The sequence below is a fragment of the bacterium genome (assembly GCA_016124905.1).
In the GTDB taxonomy this organism is placed as follows: Bacteria; Pseudomonadota; Alphaproteobacteria; order Rickettsiales; family RI-342; genus RI-342.
Window position 1 is genome coordinate 34,120 of the sequence record WGMV01000028.1, and the last position, 14,484, is coordinate 48,603.

General features: G+C 58.6%; 15 protein-coding genes and 1 pseudogene. 4 read left to right on the top strand and 12 right to left on the bottom strand.

The features are described 5' to 3' along the window. Window positions 1-4 precede the first annotated feature (4 nt). Both GC177_07860 and GC177_07865 read right to left on the bottom strand, forming a co-directional pair. On the bottom strand, window positions 5-1,681 hold the full coding sequence (locus tag GC177_07860) for a hypothetical protein (protein MBI1275872.1): 1,677 nt from the start codon (window positions 1,679-1,681) through the stop codon (window positions 5-7). 84 nt (window positions 1,682-1,765) lie between these two features. Next, window positions 1,766-3,286, bottom strand: coding sequence for a methionine--tRNA ligase (locus tag GC177_07865; GenBank protein MBI1275873.1), 1,521 nt, complete (start codon window positions 3,284-3,286; stop codon window positions 1,766-1,768). Window positions 3,287-3,385: 99 nt separating this feature from the next. Between GC177_07865 and GC177_07870 the strand changes: the two genes are divergently transcribed. After that, the gene (locus tag GC177_07870) at window positions 3,386-4,354 is read left to right on the top strand and encodes a hypothetical protein (protein ID MBI1275874.1); all 969 of its coding nucleotides are present in this window, start codon (window positions 3,386-3,388) and stop codon (window positions 4,352-4,354) included. Here GC177_07870 and GC177_07875 read toward each other — a convergent pair. From GC177_07875 to GC177_07905, 7 genes and pseudogenes are all read right to left on the bottom strand, one after another. Next, window positions 4,351-5,433 carry a DNA polymerase III subunit delta' gene (locus tag GC177_07875; protein ID MBI1275875.1) on the bottom strand — a complete coding sequence of 361 codons (1,083 nt, stop codon included), beginning with the start codon at window positions 5,431-5,433 and terminating at the stop codon, window positions 4,351-4,353. The two genes, GC177_07870 and GC177_07875, sit on opposite strands and share 4 nt — an antisense overlap. Continuing rightward, window positions 5,417-6,085 carry a dTMP kinase gene (locus tag GC177_07880; protein MBI1275876.1) on the bottom strand — a complete coding sequence of 223 codons (669 nt, stop codon included), beginning with the start codon at window positions 6,083-6,085 and terminating at the stop codon, window positions 5,417-5,419. The genes GC177_07875 and GC177_07880 overlap by 17 nt, the downstream gene beginning before the upstream one ends. A gap of 209 nt (window positions 6,086-6,294) precedes the next feature. Further along, window positions 6,295-7,374: pseudogene (locus GC177_07885) on the bottom strand (D-alanyl-D-alanine carboxypeptidase). A gap of 121 nt (window positions 7,375-7,495) precedes the next feature. After that, the gene (locus GC177_07890) at window positions 7,496-8,038 is read right to left on the bottom strand and encodes an HNH endonuclease (GenBank protein MBI1275877.1); all 543 of its coding nucleotides are present in this window, start codon (window positions 8,036-8,038) and stop codon (window positions 7,496-7,498) included. 111 nt (window positions 8,039-8,149) lie between these two features. Continuing rightward, window positions 8,150-8,728, bottom strand: coding sequence for a 16S rRNA (guanine(966)-N(2))-methyltransferase RsmD (gene rsmD / locus GC177_07895; GenBank protein ID MBI1275878.1), 579 nt, complete (start codon window positions 8,726-8,728; stop codon window positions 8,150-8,152). Next, the gene (locus GC177_07900) at window positions 8,725-9,549 is read right to left on the bottom strand and encodes an alpha/beta hydrolase (GenBank protein ID MBI1275879.1); all 825 of its coding nucleotides are present in this window, start codon (window positions 9,547-9,549) and stop codon (window positions 8,725-8,727) included. Before GC177_07900 ends, rsmD begins: the two co-directional genes overlap by 4 nt. A 65-nt stretch (window positions 9,550-9,614) precedes the next feature. After that, a complete protein-coding gene (locus GC177_07905; GenBank protein MBI1275880.1) occupies window positions 9,615-10,181 on the bottom strand; it encodes a 5-formyltetrahydrofolate cyclo-ligase in 567 nt (188 codons plus the stop codon). A 91-nt stretch (window positions 10,182-10,272) separates the two neighbouring features. Between GC177_07905 and GC177_07910 the strand changes: the two genes are divergently transcribed. After that, entirely contained in the window at window positions 10,273-10,695 is a 423-nt protein-coding gene (locus tag GC177_07910; protein ID MBI1275881.1) for a hypothetical protein, read from the top strand. Here GC177_07910 and GC177_07915 read toward each other — a convergent pair. Next, window positions 10,692-12,395 (bottom strand): hypothetical protein, encoded by a 1,704-nt coding sequence (locus GC177_07915; GenBank protein MBI1275882.1) that lies wholly within the window; start codon window positions 12,393-12,395, stop codon window positions 10,692-10,694. The two genes, GC177_07910 and GC177_07915, sit on opposite strands and share 4 nt — an antisense overlap. A 191-nt stretch (window positions 12,396-12,586) precedes the next feature. On the opposite strand from GC177_07915, the gene rplU reads away from it, so the two are divergent. Both rplU and GC177_07925 read left to right on the top strand, forming a co-directional pair. Next, window positions 12,587-12,898, top strand: a complete 312-nt coding sequence (rplU, locus tag GC177_07920) for a 50S ribosomal protein L21 (GenBank protein ID MBI1275883.1) — start codon at window positions 12,587-12,589, stop codon at window positions 12,896-12,898. 20 nt (window positions 12,899-12,918) lie between these two features. Then, on the top strand, window positions 12,919-13,173 hold the full coding sequence (locus GC177_07925) for a 50S ribosomal protein L27 (protein MBI1275884.1): 255 nt from the start codon (window positions 12,919-12,921) through the stop codon (window positions 13,171-13,173). Between the two features lie 77 nt (window positions 13,174-13,250). Here the strand turns inward: GC177_07925 and GC177_07930 are convergent, their stop codons facing one another. Together GC177_07930 and GC177_07935 are read right to left on the bottom strand one after the other, a co-directional pair. Further along, window positions 13,251-13,736: a hypothetical protein gene (locus GC177_07930; GenBank protein ID MBI1275885.1), complete on the bottom strand. Its 486-nt coding sequence runs from the start codon at window positions 13,734-13,736 to the stop codon at window positions 13,251-13,253. Between the two features lie 95 nt (window positions 13,737-13,831). Further along, entirely contained in the window at window positions 13,832-14,329 is a 498-nt protein-coding gene (locus GC177_07935) for a hypothetical protein (GenBank protein MBI1275886.1), read from the bottom strand. Window positions 14,330-14,484: the final 155 nt, after the last annotated feature.

Genomic DNA, 14,484 nt, shown 5'->3' on the forward strand with positions numbered 1-14,484 from the left:
GCGGTTACAGAGGGGTGGAGGCGATGGCGCCTTTGATGGCATCAATGCGGTTCTGATGCGCATGAATGAAATGTAAGAGCGGCATGTCAAAGGACGTGACCTCCATTGCGGAGTCGCGGTTATGTTCCTGCATGGCCTGCCCGGCGAGCGTGAGGCCGGTCAGGCTGGCGCGGCTCATTCCTTCCCCTGACAACGCATGCGCCGCTTCTTCCTCACCGATGGGGGAGCGGCCATGGCAGATGTTGACGTAGTTCATTACGTCCATAAATGTTGCCGCCGCAAAACCCGCCACGAAATCATGATTCATGGGACCAAGTGCACCATAAGGGAATGCGGCGTTTTCCGCCGATGCATCCGGCAGGGTATAGAGGGTGTCCTTATGGGCGGCCAATCTCAGAATATTCTGCAGCGCGGATAATTTTTCCTGTACGTCGTAAAGATTGTTGTTGGCCTGGCCGGGTATGCCGGGGTGCAATGTGTATTCGTGCAGCACATGTTTCAGGCCCTGAAGGAACATGTCGAGAATGGTTAGCTGGTCCTGAAGGTGGGGGGTGTTGGGCTCTTCGATGCCGGACAGCCCCATGGCGCAAATGGAAGAGGCAATATGCTCCAGCGCGGCCGGGGGCTTGATGCTCTCATCCAGAATGAATGCAAACGCGCCGTGGAACGCATGGGTAAGCGCTTCCCACAGGTTGGGCCTGGGTGAGTCGGCCGGGGTGTAGCGTTCATGATAGGTCAAGTAGGAGGTGCCGTCGTGATAGGCCGATGCGATGTCGGGGATCGACAGAATGCTTTCCGCAATGTTGCTGGCGACGGTTTTATCCTCGATGCCTTTGCGCCCCAGCTGTTTGTGAAGGGAGTCGAACACCATGCCATAGGTCGCCTGATAGCATGTCAGGGCATTGCCGTAGCCATATTCATCCAGCATGGTTTTAAAGCATTGCGCCAGGACCGGCTGCACGCTGGTTTCGCACAGGTAACGCAATATGTGCGAGTAGCTGTCCGTGTTGTTCAGGTCCGTCAGTCCGGAATCCGTGACAAAATCCACCAGCATGTCCACGATGCCGTCGAAAGAGATGCGCACCACGTCCTCTAGCAGGTCGATGGAGCGACGGTCTTCCCGGGCCATCGTGGCGTTAAACCGGTTGTTCAGGCGTTCACTGAGCGAATCGAGCTTCAGGATGATATTGGTAAGGGCGCGGAGTTTTTCGTCCTTGGGGACGAAAATATCGTAGGCTACCGGGTGGAGATTGTTATTGGTATTCCAGCCCATCAGCACTTCACGTGTGGCCTTGGCCGCGGCCGTGTATAGTTTTTTCCTGCGATCAAGCCGATCCCTGAAGGGCAAAAGGTCGTCGTCGGCCAGAGCGTTTTCCAGCAGGTTTTGTATGGCGGTGGAAAAATTGGCAAGGGTTTGGATTTCCGGAAGGCCTTCCTGAAAATTCGGACGGAGCGAGGGGTTCTGCTGAATATCATCCAGGCTTAAATCCGGACGTTGGATCATCAGCAGAAAATCCGACATGATCTGCATGGATTGCGTGCCGACCGCCGCGCCCATTTCCTCCAGCGATTCAATGGTGAGGGGCTGGCGGAACGCCGCGCCTAACCGTTCTGCCGCCTGCTCGAATGCATGTCGGGCAAGAATCAGGCTGGCGGGAAGGTTGGTATCGGTCGGGTTCATGGCGCTATAACTACGGTTACAGGCCAGATTACGCCCAGGACAAGACAGACGCCTGACAGTTTGATGACGCTTTTTTGAACAATTCTAGCTTTGCGCGGCTTCCAGACGGGGGAAGGCGGGTTTCGGGGCTTCCAGCGGGGTGCCGCCCAGGGAGAGGGGCTGGCCGATGAAGGGGGTTTCGGCCAAACCGAGATTTCCTGCAACGGTGGCGGCGGCGCCCGGGGTGAAGGGGGCCAGCAAGGGGGTAATCGTACCGATGGTTTCGGCCAGTTCGGCCAGTACGGCAGCCATGCGGGCGGGATCGGTCTTTTTCAGGGTCCAGGGGGCCTCGGTATCGATGAAGGCGTTGGCTTCGTCGCCCGCGAGGCGAAGCTGTTCGAGGGCGAGGGTGAAGTTGGGAGAATCCGGGCCGGTCATGTAGCGCTGCATGTCGGCCAGCACGTTGCCGCGTTTGGGGCCGTAGGCACTGGTGACGGCGGCATCGCGCGCGGGGATTTTGCCGTCGCAGTTCTTCACCATCATGGAGAGGCTGCGCTGGGCGAGGTTGCCGAGGTTATTGGCCAGTTCGGCATTGCAGCGGGTGATCATGGCTTCGTGCGAAAAATCGCCGTCATTGCCGAAGGGGACTTCGCGCAGGAGAAAGTAGCGCACGTAATCCAGCCCGTATTGCTCGATGAGCTTGAAGGGATCGATGACGTTGCCGATGGATTTGGACATTTTCTCGCCGTTGATGGTCCACCAGCCGTGGGCGATGACGCGTTTGGGCGGCTCGATGTTGGCGGCCATAAGGAAGGCGGGCCAGTAGACGGCATGGAAACGAAGGATGTCCTTGCCGACCATGTGGATGGCGGGCCAGTATTTTTTGTAATTGTTGTCGGGGTAGCCGATGGCGGTAAGGTAGTTGGCGAGCGCATCCAGCCAGACATACATGACGTGCTTCTCGTCGCCCGGAACGGGGATGCCCCAGGAGAAGCTGGTGCGGGAAATGGAGAGATCCTGCAACCCGCTTTTGACGAAGCTTTTCACCTCGTTGAAGCGGCTTTGCGGGTAAACGAAATCGGGGTTGTCCTCGTAGAATTTCAGCAGGCGATCCTGAAAGGAGGAAAGGCGGAAGAAGTAGCTTTCCTCTTCCATCCATTCCACCGGAGCGCCGGTGGGGGCGAGTTTTTCGCCGGTCGGGCTCTGGATGAGTTCTTTTTCGTCGTAATAGGCTTCGTCGCGCGTGGCGTACCAGCCGGAATAGCTGCTTTTGTAGATGGCGCCGTTATTGTCGATGGCCTTCCAGAAGGCCTGGGCGCCTTGTTTGTGACGATCTTCCGTGGTGCGGATGAAATCGTTGTTGGTGGCGCCGATGGCGCCGAGCAGATCTTTGAAGCGGGCGGCATTTTTGTCCACAAATGCCTGGGGGGCGATGCCCGCTTTTTCCGCCGAGCGCTGGACTTTCTGGCCATGTTCGTCGGTGCCGGTGAGGAAATAGACCTCCTCGCCCATGGCGCGGTGCCAGCGGGCCAGCACGTCGCAGGCGATGGTGGTGTAGGCATGACCGAGGTGCGGCACGTCGTTGACGTAGTAAATCGGCGTGGTGATGTAGAAGGGTTTGGTCATGGCGGAATCGTTAAATTGTCATGGAAATGCGTTACATGGGCATAAACCAGTTAAGGATATTGTGCAATGATCGTAGCCGCCAGAACATGGCTGGGCCGCATGACCGGAGCTATTCGGCACATGGTGGAAGGCGCCGAGGACCCGGTGGTGGAGGCGCTGCAGAAGCTTGAGCACGCGGAGAAAATACTGGCGGAGCTCGGCCGGTTCAAACAGCGGGACGAGCTGTTTGCGCCGCGCAGGCGCGCAGCCTATGAGGTGGCGCATCTCATCGTCGAGCTGCACGAGGGGCTTGGGGCGGAGTTTCCCCGGGTGCGGGAGCAGATGCAGCCGCTCAGTTCCGGCCTGGAGTCGTTCATGCTGGCGCTGGATGATGACTGGGCGCTCAGGATTTCCCCGGACGGTTTGCGGCGGAGTGCTTCCAACCGCTTGTGCGGAGATGATTGTTTTACGATTCCCGCCGTGCAGAAGGACCGGTATGGCCATAGTGACCTCGGCCTGGTGGCCAACCTCGCGCACAAGGAAGCATGGCTTATTGGGCGGAACGACGCGCATTACCCAGGGCTGCATGTGAGCCATCTGGGTGAGGATATGGAGCTGGACATGGAAAAGGCCGCCCTACTCAAAGAGGCCATGTGGAAGCTGTTTGTTGCCAAATGGCAGGCGGGAGAACTGCTGTGCGACGCGATGTGCTGCAATGTGGCCTTTTACTGGCCGGAGGAACAGGAAAAGCCCATCGCCATGCTGATGGACCCTTATGCCTGCCTGCCGCGTGAGGAGGCGGGATTTAAGGAAATCGAGCTGGCGATACGGTCTATGCAATACAGCATGCTGATGCCGGTGCCGGTTGTTTCGGCGCTTGGGACCTGTATCAAACAGGCGGAAGAAGGCTATATGCACCATGATGGCCTGAACCAGTTAAAGGCGCTGATGGAATGCCAGCCGGAAATGGATACCCAAGCCTGGCAGGATGTGCATGGCATGCTGGCTTCACAGGTGCCGCCATATGCGGAATATTTTGATGGGTACATGCCCATGCAGGCCGGGCAGCAGACAGGCAGAGCATACTAAGCCGAGAAAAGCTGGCTGAGCAGCATGCGCCGATCAAGGTGTAAAATACCATCCTGATGCAGCAGGCGGGTGATGTCATCGTAATGATGAAGCCAATGGGAGAGGGAATGGCGAGCGGCGATGCGGGTGAGCGACGCTTGCTCTTGCGCGGGCATGGCAGGTGGGGTGCTGCCTTCGGCGGTCATGGCGACATGGTGCAATAGCTGGCGGGCCAGGTTGGTGATCAGCGGCCAGCGGTCTTCCTCGGCCTTGGCGGCGAGTTTTTCAGCCAGCTGCATGGTGGCGTGCTCGCTCATGCCTTTGCTCATGGCATCCAGTATCGATTTATAGAGGGCGAGCCCATCGAGGTTCAGCAATTGAAGCGCCTGGCCGGGGCTGCCTTCGGAAAGCGTGTGCAGCAGCAGATGGTCGTCGCCGTTCAGTTCGCCGGTGTAGGCATCGGTCACGCGGGCGGCATCTAACGGTGACAAGGGTGGCAGACCAAGGACGCGGCAGCGCGAACGGATGGTGGGTAAAAGCTGGCCGGGTGAATGGCTGATGAGCAGCATCAGCACCCTGGGGGGCGGTTCTTCCAGCATTTTCAGCAGGGCATTGGCGGCACTAGGGTTCATGTTCTCGGCGGGGTCGACAATCACCACGCGCCATGCGCCTTCGCCCGCTTTGAGGTGCATGAAATCGGACAGGGTACGTATCTGATCAATGGTGATGTCGTGCGAGGGTTTTTTCTTCTCGTCCAGCACCACGCCGCCTTCGGCGGTGGGGGCGATGACGCGCAGGTCCGCATGGCTTTGCTCGGCGACGCGGCGGCTGATGGGGTGGTTCTCATCCGGCTCAGGCGGCAGCACGGTATCGGTTGCCTGCGCGGCCAGCACGCGACGGGCGATGTGATAGGCGAAGGTGGCCTTGCCGACGCCCCTAGGGCCGGTGATGAGCCAGCCATGGGCCAGGCGGCCCGCGGACCAGGCTTGTTCAAAGGCTGCGACAGCGCCGGCATGGCCGTAAAGCGCACGCACGCGGCGCGGGTGGGGGATGGCTAGCGAAGGTTCTTCCTTAACCGCCTTTTTAGTGGCTCTGGCCATGGGGCAGCCCCAGCCTTTCGCCAATGGCGGCCTTGAGGGCCTGGGTCACTTCGCTGAGCTGTTTGCCGCCTTCGATCATCACGCAGCGCTGCGGCTCGGCTTTGGCAAGCGCGTGGAAACTTTCGCGAACTTTCTCATGGAAGTTTTGGGACTCGGACTCGAAGCGGTCATCCTCGCTGCGCTTGCCGCTGGCGACGGCGCGTTTGAGGCCTTCTTCAGGCGGAAGGTCGATGATGAGGGTGAGATCGGGCATAATGTCGCCGATGGTGGTGCGGTAAACGGCCCAGGCATATTCGCTGCCGAGCTGGCTGGCCGCGCCCTGATAGGCCACGGTGGAATCCATGAAGCGATCGCAGATGACCACCTTGCCTGCGGCGAGCGCGGGCTGGATGATTTTTTCCACATGGTCGGCGCGCGCGGCAAGGAAGAGCAACAGCTCCGCCTTGGGGGAGAGGGGCTCATCCTTGGGGGCCAGCAGCAGGTCGCGAATGGCTTCCGCTCCTTTGCTGCCGCCGGGTTCACGCGTCAGCACCACATCGTGTCCGGCTTGTTCAAGCCAGCCCGCCAGGCGACGCGCCTGGGTGGATTTGCCCACGCCTTCCCCGCCTTCCAGCGTGATGAAATAGCCTTTTTTTGAAGAGGATTCGGTCATGCGGATTTCAATCTAAAAAGTTATTCCGTCGGGGCTGCTGAATGGCCTACCGAAGCAGCGGACGCTGCGGGAGCAGGCTCAGCAGGTTTGGCAGGCGCCGGGGCTTCCGCAGCAGGGGCGGCGGCAGGTTCAGCGGGTGCCTGTGCGGCGGGGGCATCTTCATGTTTTTTGCCGAACAGACGCTCGAACGCCACTTTCTGCCAGCGCGAGAAGCCGGTGAGCTCGGTTACGTCCGCAGCCGCCACCAGCGGGATTTCCTTGGAGAGCGCCATGGATGGAACGGAGATGACCAGGGTGCCGAGCTTGTCACCTTTCTTGATTGGCGCGGGAACGGGACCGCTGGTTTTGACGGTCAGCTTGGTTTCGCCTTCGGAGGCTTTCGGCATGGTGATTTTCACGTCTTCCGTTACGGTGAGGGCGACCTTATCCTCGCTGCCCATCCAGACCGGGATTTCGGTGATGCTGTCGCCAGCCTTGAAGGGGGTTTTTACGTCGAATGCGCGGAAGGCGTAGAGGTAGAGACGTTCGGCTTCGGCGGCGCGTTCGTTGGTGGAGTTCAGGCCGTTGACGACCAGGATGACGCGGCGGCCGTTCTGCTCGCCCGAGATGGTGATGCCGTAGCCGCCTGCATCCGTGTGGCCGGTTTTCATGCCGTCCACGCCGATGTTCTTATCCAGCAGCGGGTTGCGGTTTTGCTGGGTGATGTTGGCGTAGGTCATCTGCTTCTGGCCGAACAGGGATTTGTGCTCGGGGAATTTAGTGTTGATGGCACGGGCGAGTTTGTAGAGGTCGCGCGCGGTCATCAGGTGGCCATCGTCCGGCCAGCCGGTGGCATTTTTGAAAGTGCTGTGCTCCAGGCCGATTTCCTTGCCCTTGCGGGTCATCATCTCGGCGAAGGTTTCCTCGGAACCGGCGATGCCTTCGGCCACCACGATGCAGGCATCGTTGCCGGAGACGATGGAGATGCCGTTCAGCAGGTCTTTAACGGCAACATTGTCACCCACATGCACGAACATTTTGGAGCCGCCCATGCGCCAGGCCTTTTCGCTGACGGGGAAAGTATCGGTCTCTTTCAGGGAACCTTCCTTCAGCTTCTCCAGCGTGATGTAGGTGGTCATAAGCTTGCTCATGGAAGAGGGGTGCATGAGCTCGTCGGCGTTCTTTTCAAACAGCACGGTGTCGGTGGTGAGGTCTACCAGGATGGCCTGCTTGGAAAGCGTATCCATTGCCTGAGCGGAAGAGGCGCAAAAAAAGATTGCGGCGATGAGGGAAGAAAGAAGCAGACGCATGGCAGCCACCTTAGTGATTGGTTGGTCGGGCTACCATAATCAAAAAGTCAGGGGCTGCAATAGGACCTTTTCCGAACCTGCGCTGCGCGCAGGGCATGGCCGCCCCCAGAGCGTGCTCCATTTACTGTAAATAGCTTTCCCAGCTCTCGGGAAAATTATATGCCGCCACGATTTTGGCGTGTTTCTGCAATTGCCGCGCGGTGGGCATGACGGGCTCGTTCAGCGGCCTGTCCCAATGAATACCGGGGAGCTTGTCGCCTTTGAAGGTGTTGCAAGGATGGCAGGCGGCCACCAGGTTTTCCCATGAGGATATCCCGCCGCGCGAGCGGGGGATGACATGATCCAGCGTCAGGGCGCGCGGGGGGAAGATGTCGCCGCAATATTGGCATTCGTATTTATCGCGCAGAAGGATGTTATGCCGCGTCATGGGCGGGCGGCTCGGGTTGCTGGGCACATAGCGCCTAAGCACCACCACGCTTGGGATTTTGATGCTGACCGATGGGGAATGTACCTCGGTTTCATATTCCGACACAACGGTGACGCGGCCCATGAACAGGGCCTTGATGGCTTCCTGCCAAGTGCAGGTTGATAAGGGAAAATAACTCACGGGCCGAAAATCGGCATTCAGCACCAGGGTATGCAAGCTGGATAATCTCTGATCCATGATTGTATTTTAGCACAAGTTTAAGGCTATTTCTACCAGATTTAGGTGAATAACTTTGGTAAATGCCTGAAAATCAGTGGCGCATACGATCGGGCGCTACGGGGCAATACACTATATATTGTGTGCGGTGACGATGACATGCAAGGTGGCCGCACCATAGGTTCGGCTGTCTACCAGGTTAAAGGGTTCCGGCAGATTGAGCGGTTCCCGGCTGCCGGTTTCCAGCAGAAGCAGGGTGTGAGGGGCCAGCCAGCCCTGCTGAAGCAGCGATTGCAGGATGGGAATGCCCAGATTTTTTCCGTAAGGCGGGTCCATCAGGATGGTGTCGAACGGTTCCACCACGCGCGGCAACTGGGCGGCGTGGCATTGAACGGTATGAATGTCGGAGGCTTCCAGCATGGCCGCGTTTTTGCGGACCAGCTCCAGACTGGCGCGGGACTGATCGACAAAGGTGACATGGGCGGCGCCGCGCGATAGGGCCTCGAACCCCAATGCTCCGCAACCTGCGCAGATATCCGCGATGCGCGCGCCGGTGAGGCCGGGATGGTCGAGCCTTTCCAGAATGCGGTGATGGGTCAGAAGATTGAACATGGATTCCCGCACGCGGGAAGCAGTGGGGCGCACGGCCTTGCCCGCGGACATGGTGAGCGCGCGACCACGCCATTTGCCTGCGAGGATGCGAAGGCTCATGGTTCCCCCCCCGTGACAGTCAGACGTTGGGAGAGGGTGTCCACCAGGGTGGCGGTCGGAAAATCCGTATGGCCGATATGGGGCAGGAAAATGCCGGTTTTAGGCTCGTTGGCGGCGGCCAGCAGCGCGCGCCCATGAGCAGCGGGTATGGTGATATCGTCCTCGCCATGGATGATCACCAGCGGTGCATGGACCTGCTTTATAGTGGAGAAGGAGTCGTAGACATCCCGTATCAGGTAGCGCACGGGAACATAGGCGTAGATCTCCTGCGCACGACCGGCGACGGAAGTGTAGGGGGCTTCCAGCATCAGGAGCCTGGGCGATCGTTCCGAGGCCAGTTTGACGGCAACGCCGGTGCCCAGCGATTCGCCATAATAGATAAGATCGCCGTGTTTCAGGCCTTTGCTTTCCAGAAAGGCAAGGCCTGCGCGGGCATCGTTGAAAAGGCCTTCCTCACTGGGGCTGCCGGTGGAGCCGCCATAGCCGCGGTAGCTGACGGCCAACAGGCCGTAACCGGCATCGACAAAGGCGCGGAACTTATCGGCGCGATTGCCAAGGTGGGCGGCGTTGCCATGGAAATAGAGGATGGTGGGCTTGCCGGCTTTGGCCCCGGCAAACCAGGAGACAAGGGTTTCGCCATCCGCGGTGTTCAGCCGTTGCAGCGTTACGCCGGGAAGATTGTATTCTCCCGGATCGGCAAGGCTTTTGTTGGGATGGTACATCAAGACGCGCTGGGCGAAGAAAAGGCCCACGACGATGGCCACATAAATGGTCAGAATGATGCCGGCGAATGTTGTGAGCACTGTCATTGGTCTGATCATGCTAACCGTGTTTGCTTAAGATTTTGCCTATTCGCCAATTTAGCCGGAAAGGGATTAGCAAATGATTAGTCGACCCCCAGCCAGCGAAAGCCGGATTCGGTGATGACAGCATCGAGTTTCTGATCATGCCGATCGGCGGGAAGCCGGTCGGTTTCCTGCGTGTCATAGGCGAGGCCTACGGCGATGAAGCGCTGGTTTTTGCTGCGCAGGAACTGGATGGTGCGGTCATAAAAACCGGCGCCGTAACCCAGGCGGTGCCCTTTGGCATCGAAAGCGAGCAACGGGACCAGAAGAGCAGCGGGAATGATCTGAGGGTTTTCCTGCGAAGGTTCCGGGATGTGACGGTAACCCGGCTGCAGCGCATCGCCCGGCTGCCAGGCGTGGAAGTGAAGCGGTTTATCCGGCGCGGCTACACGCGGCAAAGCGGTTTGGATGTTCTGCTGAGCCAGATGCTGTAGCAGGGGCAGGGGGGAGGCTTCCGTCTGGATGGGATAATAGGCGCCAACCACGGCGTATTGGTGGAATGACGCACCGAAGGTGAGGCTTGTTTTTGTTAAGGCCTCAATGCGCTCCGGGGTTGCGGTGGCGGCGCGCAGGGCTTTGAAATGGTCACGCAGTTCGTGTTTTTGCATGTTTCATATCATGACGGTGCGCGCGTGCGCGTTTAGGGAGCATTTAACCGGCAGCGGTAGGGTGGGAACAGATTGCCTTGGAGGTTTGTATATGCCTGAACGAAGCTTTCGTAAATCCATCCTTATGTCTGTTCTGGCCGTGCTATTAGGCATGCCGGGCGTTGCCCATGCCGGTTGCGCTTCTCCCATCGGGGGTGAGGGGCAATTGCGTTACGACCCCACGACCAAGGTGGTCTGGGTTTGCGACGGATCCGGCTGGAAGCATGTGGGGGGAACGCCGACTTATACCCGAATAAGTAATAATTTTACGCTTTCCGTTATTGGAGAGCAGGTCAAAAGCGTGAGCTGTCCTGTGGGGCAGACCGTGGTGGGCGGCGGGTGCAGCACGTCGGCCTCTGTGGCGCTGCTGTCCATCAATGACAGTTATCCCAGCGGCACGGGAAGCTGGAGTTGCCGCAGCTCGGCGCTGTCGCTCGGGCTGGTGATGACGGTATATGCCATTTGCGCCGGTTAGGCGGCCGTGGGAGACGCGCCCTGGGTTTGTGAGGCGGCTTCAACATCCATGGCGATGATTTTATCGGAGGCGGCGGCCTGTTCCGGTTTTACGGCCTGATTCTCGGCCTGCTGCGCGGCCAGGATGGCGTTGTCGCTGGTGCTTGGGACGGCGTTTTCCTTTTCGCCGCCATGGATGGCGCCGATGATATTGGCATCCACGCCCATTTGCTCCAGCTGCATCTGAAGCCCGATGGTCATCTGGAGCAGGCGGCTTTCGGCCATGTCCTGACAGGTTTTGGCCAGGCCGTTGATGGTGCCGTTTAGCTGCGCGCCGACGCGTTTGAGGCCTTTGAGTTCGCTATTGGCCTGATCCAGCGCGGCTTCGGCCAGGAACTGCATGTGCAGCTGCTGAAGATCGCGGAGGGAGGAGGCCGGGCCCTGTTCGGCAGACGTAATCTCCCGCAATATTTTTAATGAAATGGGCTGTGTGGAATCGCGGAGCTGGTCAGCCAGGGGTTTGGCGTCGGGGTATTTATCGAGAAAGGCGGCGATTTCCTTGGCGGGAATAAAGGTGGATTGACTGGTTTTTCCCAGTTTGCCCAGATCGTCGGCCAGTTGGGCGATATCGATGCTGCCGCGTGCCGCCAGTTCCATGAAAGCCACGGCAAGCTGATCGGTGGTGGAAAGGCCCTGCATATCCTCGGCCTTCAAATCGCCGCCGCGTTTGCCCATGCCCATGTTGACGACCCATTTGGTTTTGTTCATCAGGCCGACAGGGTTGTTCTGGTATTCGTTGCGGATGGCTTCGAACGCCTGGTTTACGGCCCCGCTCACGGCATCATGCCCGACGGTGGCGACCATGCCCGCCGCCACGCCCAGCATGATGGCCGGTGCGTAGCGCTCGGCGAAATCCCTGCCTTTGGTGGCCATGTCCTCGGCCGCGAGCTGCAGCTTGCCGGTGGTCATTTCCTTGCGCATGCGGGCGATGTCCTGCTGCATCTCGGCAATGTTGGTCGCCCAGTCGCCCAGCTGAAGCTGGTCGGCGGCGAATTCGGCGAGGTCGAGCTGGAATTTGGGATGAGCATAATCCGCCGCCACGATAACGCGGCCAATTTCCTTTGCCGCGGACTGGATGCGCTCCGCCAGCACGGGGATGCCGCTGGCCTCGGCCCAGCCTGCAAGATCATGAGCATTATCGCGGATAAAGGCTTTGCCGGAGAAGTCGATAATCTGCCGGCGAACGGCTTCAACATCCGGCTGATTGGGCCAGATGGTCCGAAGGCTCGCTTCCGGCAGGGCGCTCAGGTTTTCCAGGAAATCCTCCACTGGAACGGAAAGGCCGCGCGTTTGGGCCAGTTTATCTAGAATATGGCCGCGCATTTCCTGTGTCGGAGAGTCGGAACGGCCGCGGAAAAGCAATTCACTGGCGGAATGTTCGTGCTTCAGACGGAAATCGGCGATCTTATCCAGCATGGCCTCGGCCCATATGGCGCCCTGTTCGCCGAAGCCGGCTACAAAATGGTTCCAGCCGAGGGAGTCGTTAATCTCACGGCGGGTGGCCTCCTTGATGGCATCCCTGGCGCGGGACAGACGCGCTTCGGTGCCTTCCTTGAGTGCGGCGCGTATCTCCTCACCGGTTTTTTGCGGGGTGGCGTCGATCTGAGCAGCCAGCGCGTCCAGCCTGGCGGTGAGGTCGTCTTGTGCTTCTTCGTTTGCCATGGGGCGGTCCTATCTCAATGTAGCGACAGAATAGGCCCTATTGATTAATTTATTAATAAATGGCCGTGGAAAAAAGCAGCGTGGCACAGATGGTGATTGACAGGCGGCGAGATATGGTTATATTCCGCCTCCCTTTTGGCGGATACCGCCCGAAGACCCTATTTATTCTATATTTATGCAGGATTTCAGCCATGCAAGCAGTCATCGCGACCGGCGGTAAACAATATACGGTCCAAAAGGATGCCGTGTTGAAAGTAGAGAAGCTCGCAGGTGATGTGGGTGCCAAGGTGAAGCTGGACCAGGTTCTGGCCGTCATCAATGGCGATAAAGTGAACGTGGGTGCCCCGCTGGTTAGCGGCGCCACGGTGGAAGCCGAGATCCTGAAGCAAGGTAAAGGCGACAAGGTGCTCATCTTCAAGAAAAAGCGCCGCCAGAATTACCGCCGGAAGAATGGCCATCGTCAGCTGTTCACGGCCATCAAAATCACCAATATCAACGCATAGTCAGTTAACAGGAGTCAGCCATGGCACATAAGAAAGCCGGTGGTAGTTCCCGCAACGGCCGCGATTCCGCCGGTCGTCGTCTTGGGGTTAAAAAATTCGGTGGCGAGCAGGTGCTGGCCGGTAACATCATCATCCGTCAGCGCGGCACGAAAGTGCATCCTGGCGTGAATGTGGGCATGGGCAAGGACCATACCCTGTTCGCCATGGCCGAAGGCACGGTGAAATTCTACCGCAAGGCCGATGACCGTCATTACGTGACGATCGTGACCGCCTAGTTTCGCGGATCGCCTGAATGAAAAAGCCCGGCCAAACGGCCGGGCTTTTTTGTTGGTTGCGCCTGAAAAGAGAGGTGCTATTTGCAGAGTTCCTTCATGCGGTCATAGGCGGCGCCGAAGCCGGACATGGAGTAGGTGTCGGAGGATTTGGTGCCCTTTTGCGAGGTGCCGGTTACCAGCAGTTTGGAGCCTTTGCGCATCTGGCGCACCACTTCCTTGTCGGCATCTTCCGTATAGGTCCAGGCGAGGTTGTCTTTCGTGAAGAATTTTACGACGTGATTCTTGTCGACCTTCACCTCGACTTCGCTTTTTTCCTTATAGGGATAGCCGCTGGAAAGGCTGACCTCATCCGAATTCGCGCCACGGCTGGTGACGAGCAGATAGGGCTCGTCGCGATTTTTGGCGCTGCCATCCTTTTTGGTGGGGGCGCTGGCGATGTAGCAGGTTTTCTGACCGCCCTGATCGATGGAGAAAACGTTCCAATCCTTGAAGGCTTTGTCGAACTGCTGAGCCTGGGCGGAAGCGCTGGCAAAAGCAAGTACAAGCGTGGCCCCGACAGCCAAACGGTTTATCCTGCTTTTTTGCGCCATCCCTAACCCCCTTCGGTGACAGGGGTGGAATCTAATGGAAGGTGGCAGGAGTTGCAAGCCCTGGAGGCCTACAAAAGGCCGCAAATGATGCTGCCTTTGTGGCTTTCCAGCGTGAGGCCGAGGGGGCGAAGTTTCTTGCGCAGCCGGTACAAGTGGCTTTCCAGAAGGTCGGTCTCGCTTTCATCCAGTTTGGAATGCAGCGCCTTTTTCAGGATGAGCTGACGGCTGACGCCATCGGCATTCTGCGCCAGCATGGAAAGGATGGCGAATTCGCTTTCCGTCAGCTTGGCGGCTTTGCCGGCCTGCTTCACATAGGGAGGATTGCCGATAAGCTCGGCATTGCCAGGCAGGATGAGGGCGTTTTCATTCTGGTTTAAAGACTGCCAGACGGTTTTGAGTTCTGCCAGGACGACCGGAAAGGGCAGGGTAAAGCGTTGCTTGCCGCTGGCCGTGACCACCAGGCTTTCGCCTTCCATTTCATATTCCGGCGTGAGTGCGCCAAAACCGCTTTGCCCGGCCAATTCGCCGAGCGCGGCTGCCAATAATGGTGGAAAATCGGATGTCATAAAATAAAGCTCTGGGGCACCGCGCTGGCCGTCTGTTGCATGATACGCAAGCGGCCCTCAATAAAAGGTGGGTGCCATATAACAGGACCACGATCCTGACAGTGACAGCTCCCGGCTTGCACAATTATCGGCCCTAGGTTTCATGCCCTATACTC

Excerpts from the sequence above, each read along its gene's own strand:
- GC177_07860 (MBI1275872.1), bottom strand. The coding sequence starts at position 1,681 with ATGAACCCGACCGATACCAACCTTCCCGCCAGCCTGATTCTTGCCCGA.
- GC177_07865 (MBI1275873.1), bottom strand. The coding sequence starts at position 3,286 with ATGACCAAACCCTTCTACATCACCACGCCGATTTACTACGTCAACGAC.
- GC177_07870 (MBI1275874.1), top strand. The coding sequence starts at position 3,386 with ATGACCGGAGCTATTCGGCACATGGTGGAAGGCGCCGAGGACCCGGTG.
- GC177_07875 (MBI1275875.1), bottom strand. The coding sequence starts at position 5,433 with ATGGCCAGAGCCACTAAAAAGGCGGTTAAGGAAGAACCTTCGCTAGCC.
- GC177_07880 (MBI1275876.1), bottom strand. The coding sequence starts at position 6,085 with ATGACCGAATCCTCTTCAAAAAAAGGCTATTTCATCACGCTGGAAGGC.
- GC177_07890 (MBI1275877.1), bottom strand. The coding sequence starts at position 8,038 with ATGGATCAGAGATTATCCAGCTTGCATACCCTGGTGCTGAATGCCGAT.
- rsmD (MBI1275878.1), bottom strand. The coding sequence starts at position 8,728 with ATGAGCCTTCGCATCCTCGCAGGCAAATGGCGTGGTCGCGCGCTCACC.
- GC177_07900 (MBI1275879.1), bottom strand. The coding sequence starts at position 9,549 with ATGATCAGACCAATGACAGTGCTCACAACATTCGCCGGCATCATTCTG.
- GC177_07905 (MBI1275880.1), bottom strand. The coding sequence starts at position 10,181 with ATGCAAAAACACGAACTGCGTGACCATTTCAAAGCCCTGCGCGCCGCC.
- GC177_07910 (MBI1275881.1), top strand. The coding sequence starts at position 10,273 with ATGCCTGAACGAAGCTTTCGTAAATCCATCCTTATGTCTGTTCTGGCC.
- GC177_07915 (MBI1275882.1), bottom strand. The coding sequence starts at position 12,395 with ATGGCAAACGAAGAAGCACAAGACGACCTCACCGCCAGGCTGGACGCG.
- rplU (MBI1275883.1), top strand. The coding sequence starts at position 12,587 with ATGCAAGCAGTCATCGCGACCGGCGGTAAACAATATACGGTCCAAAAG.
- GC177_07925 (MBI1275884.1), top strand. The coding sequence starts at position 12,919 with ATGGCACATAAGAAAGCCGGTGGTAGTTCCCGCAACGGCCGCGATTCC.
- GC177_07935 (MBI1275886.1), bottom strand. The coding sequence starts at position 14,329 with ATGACATCCGATTTTCCACCATTATTGGCAGCCGCGCTCGGCGAATTG.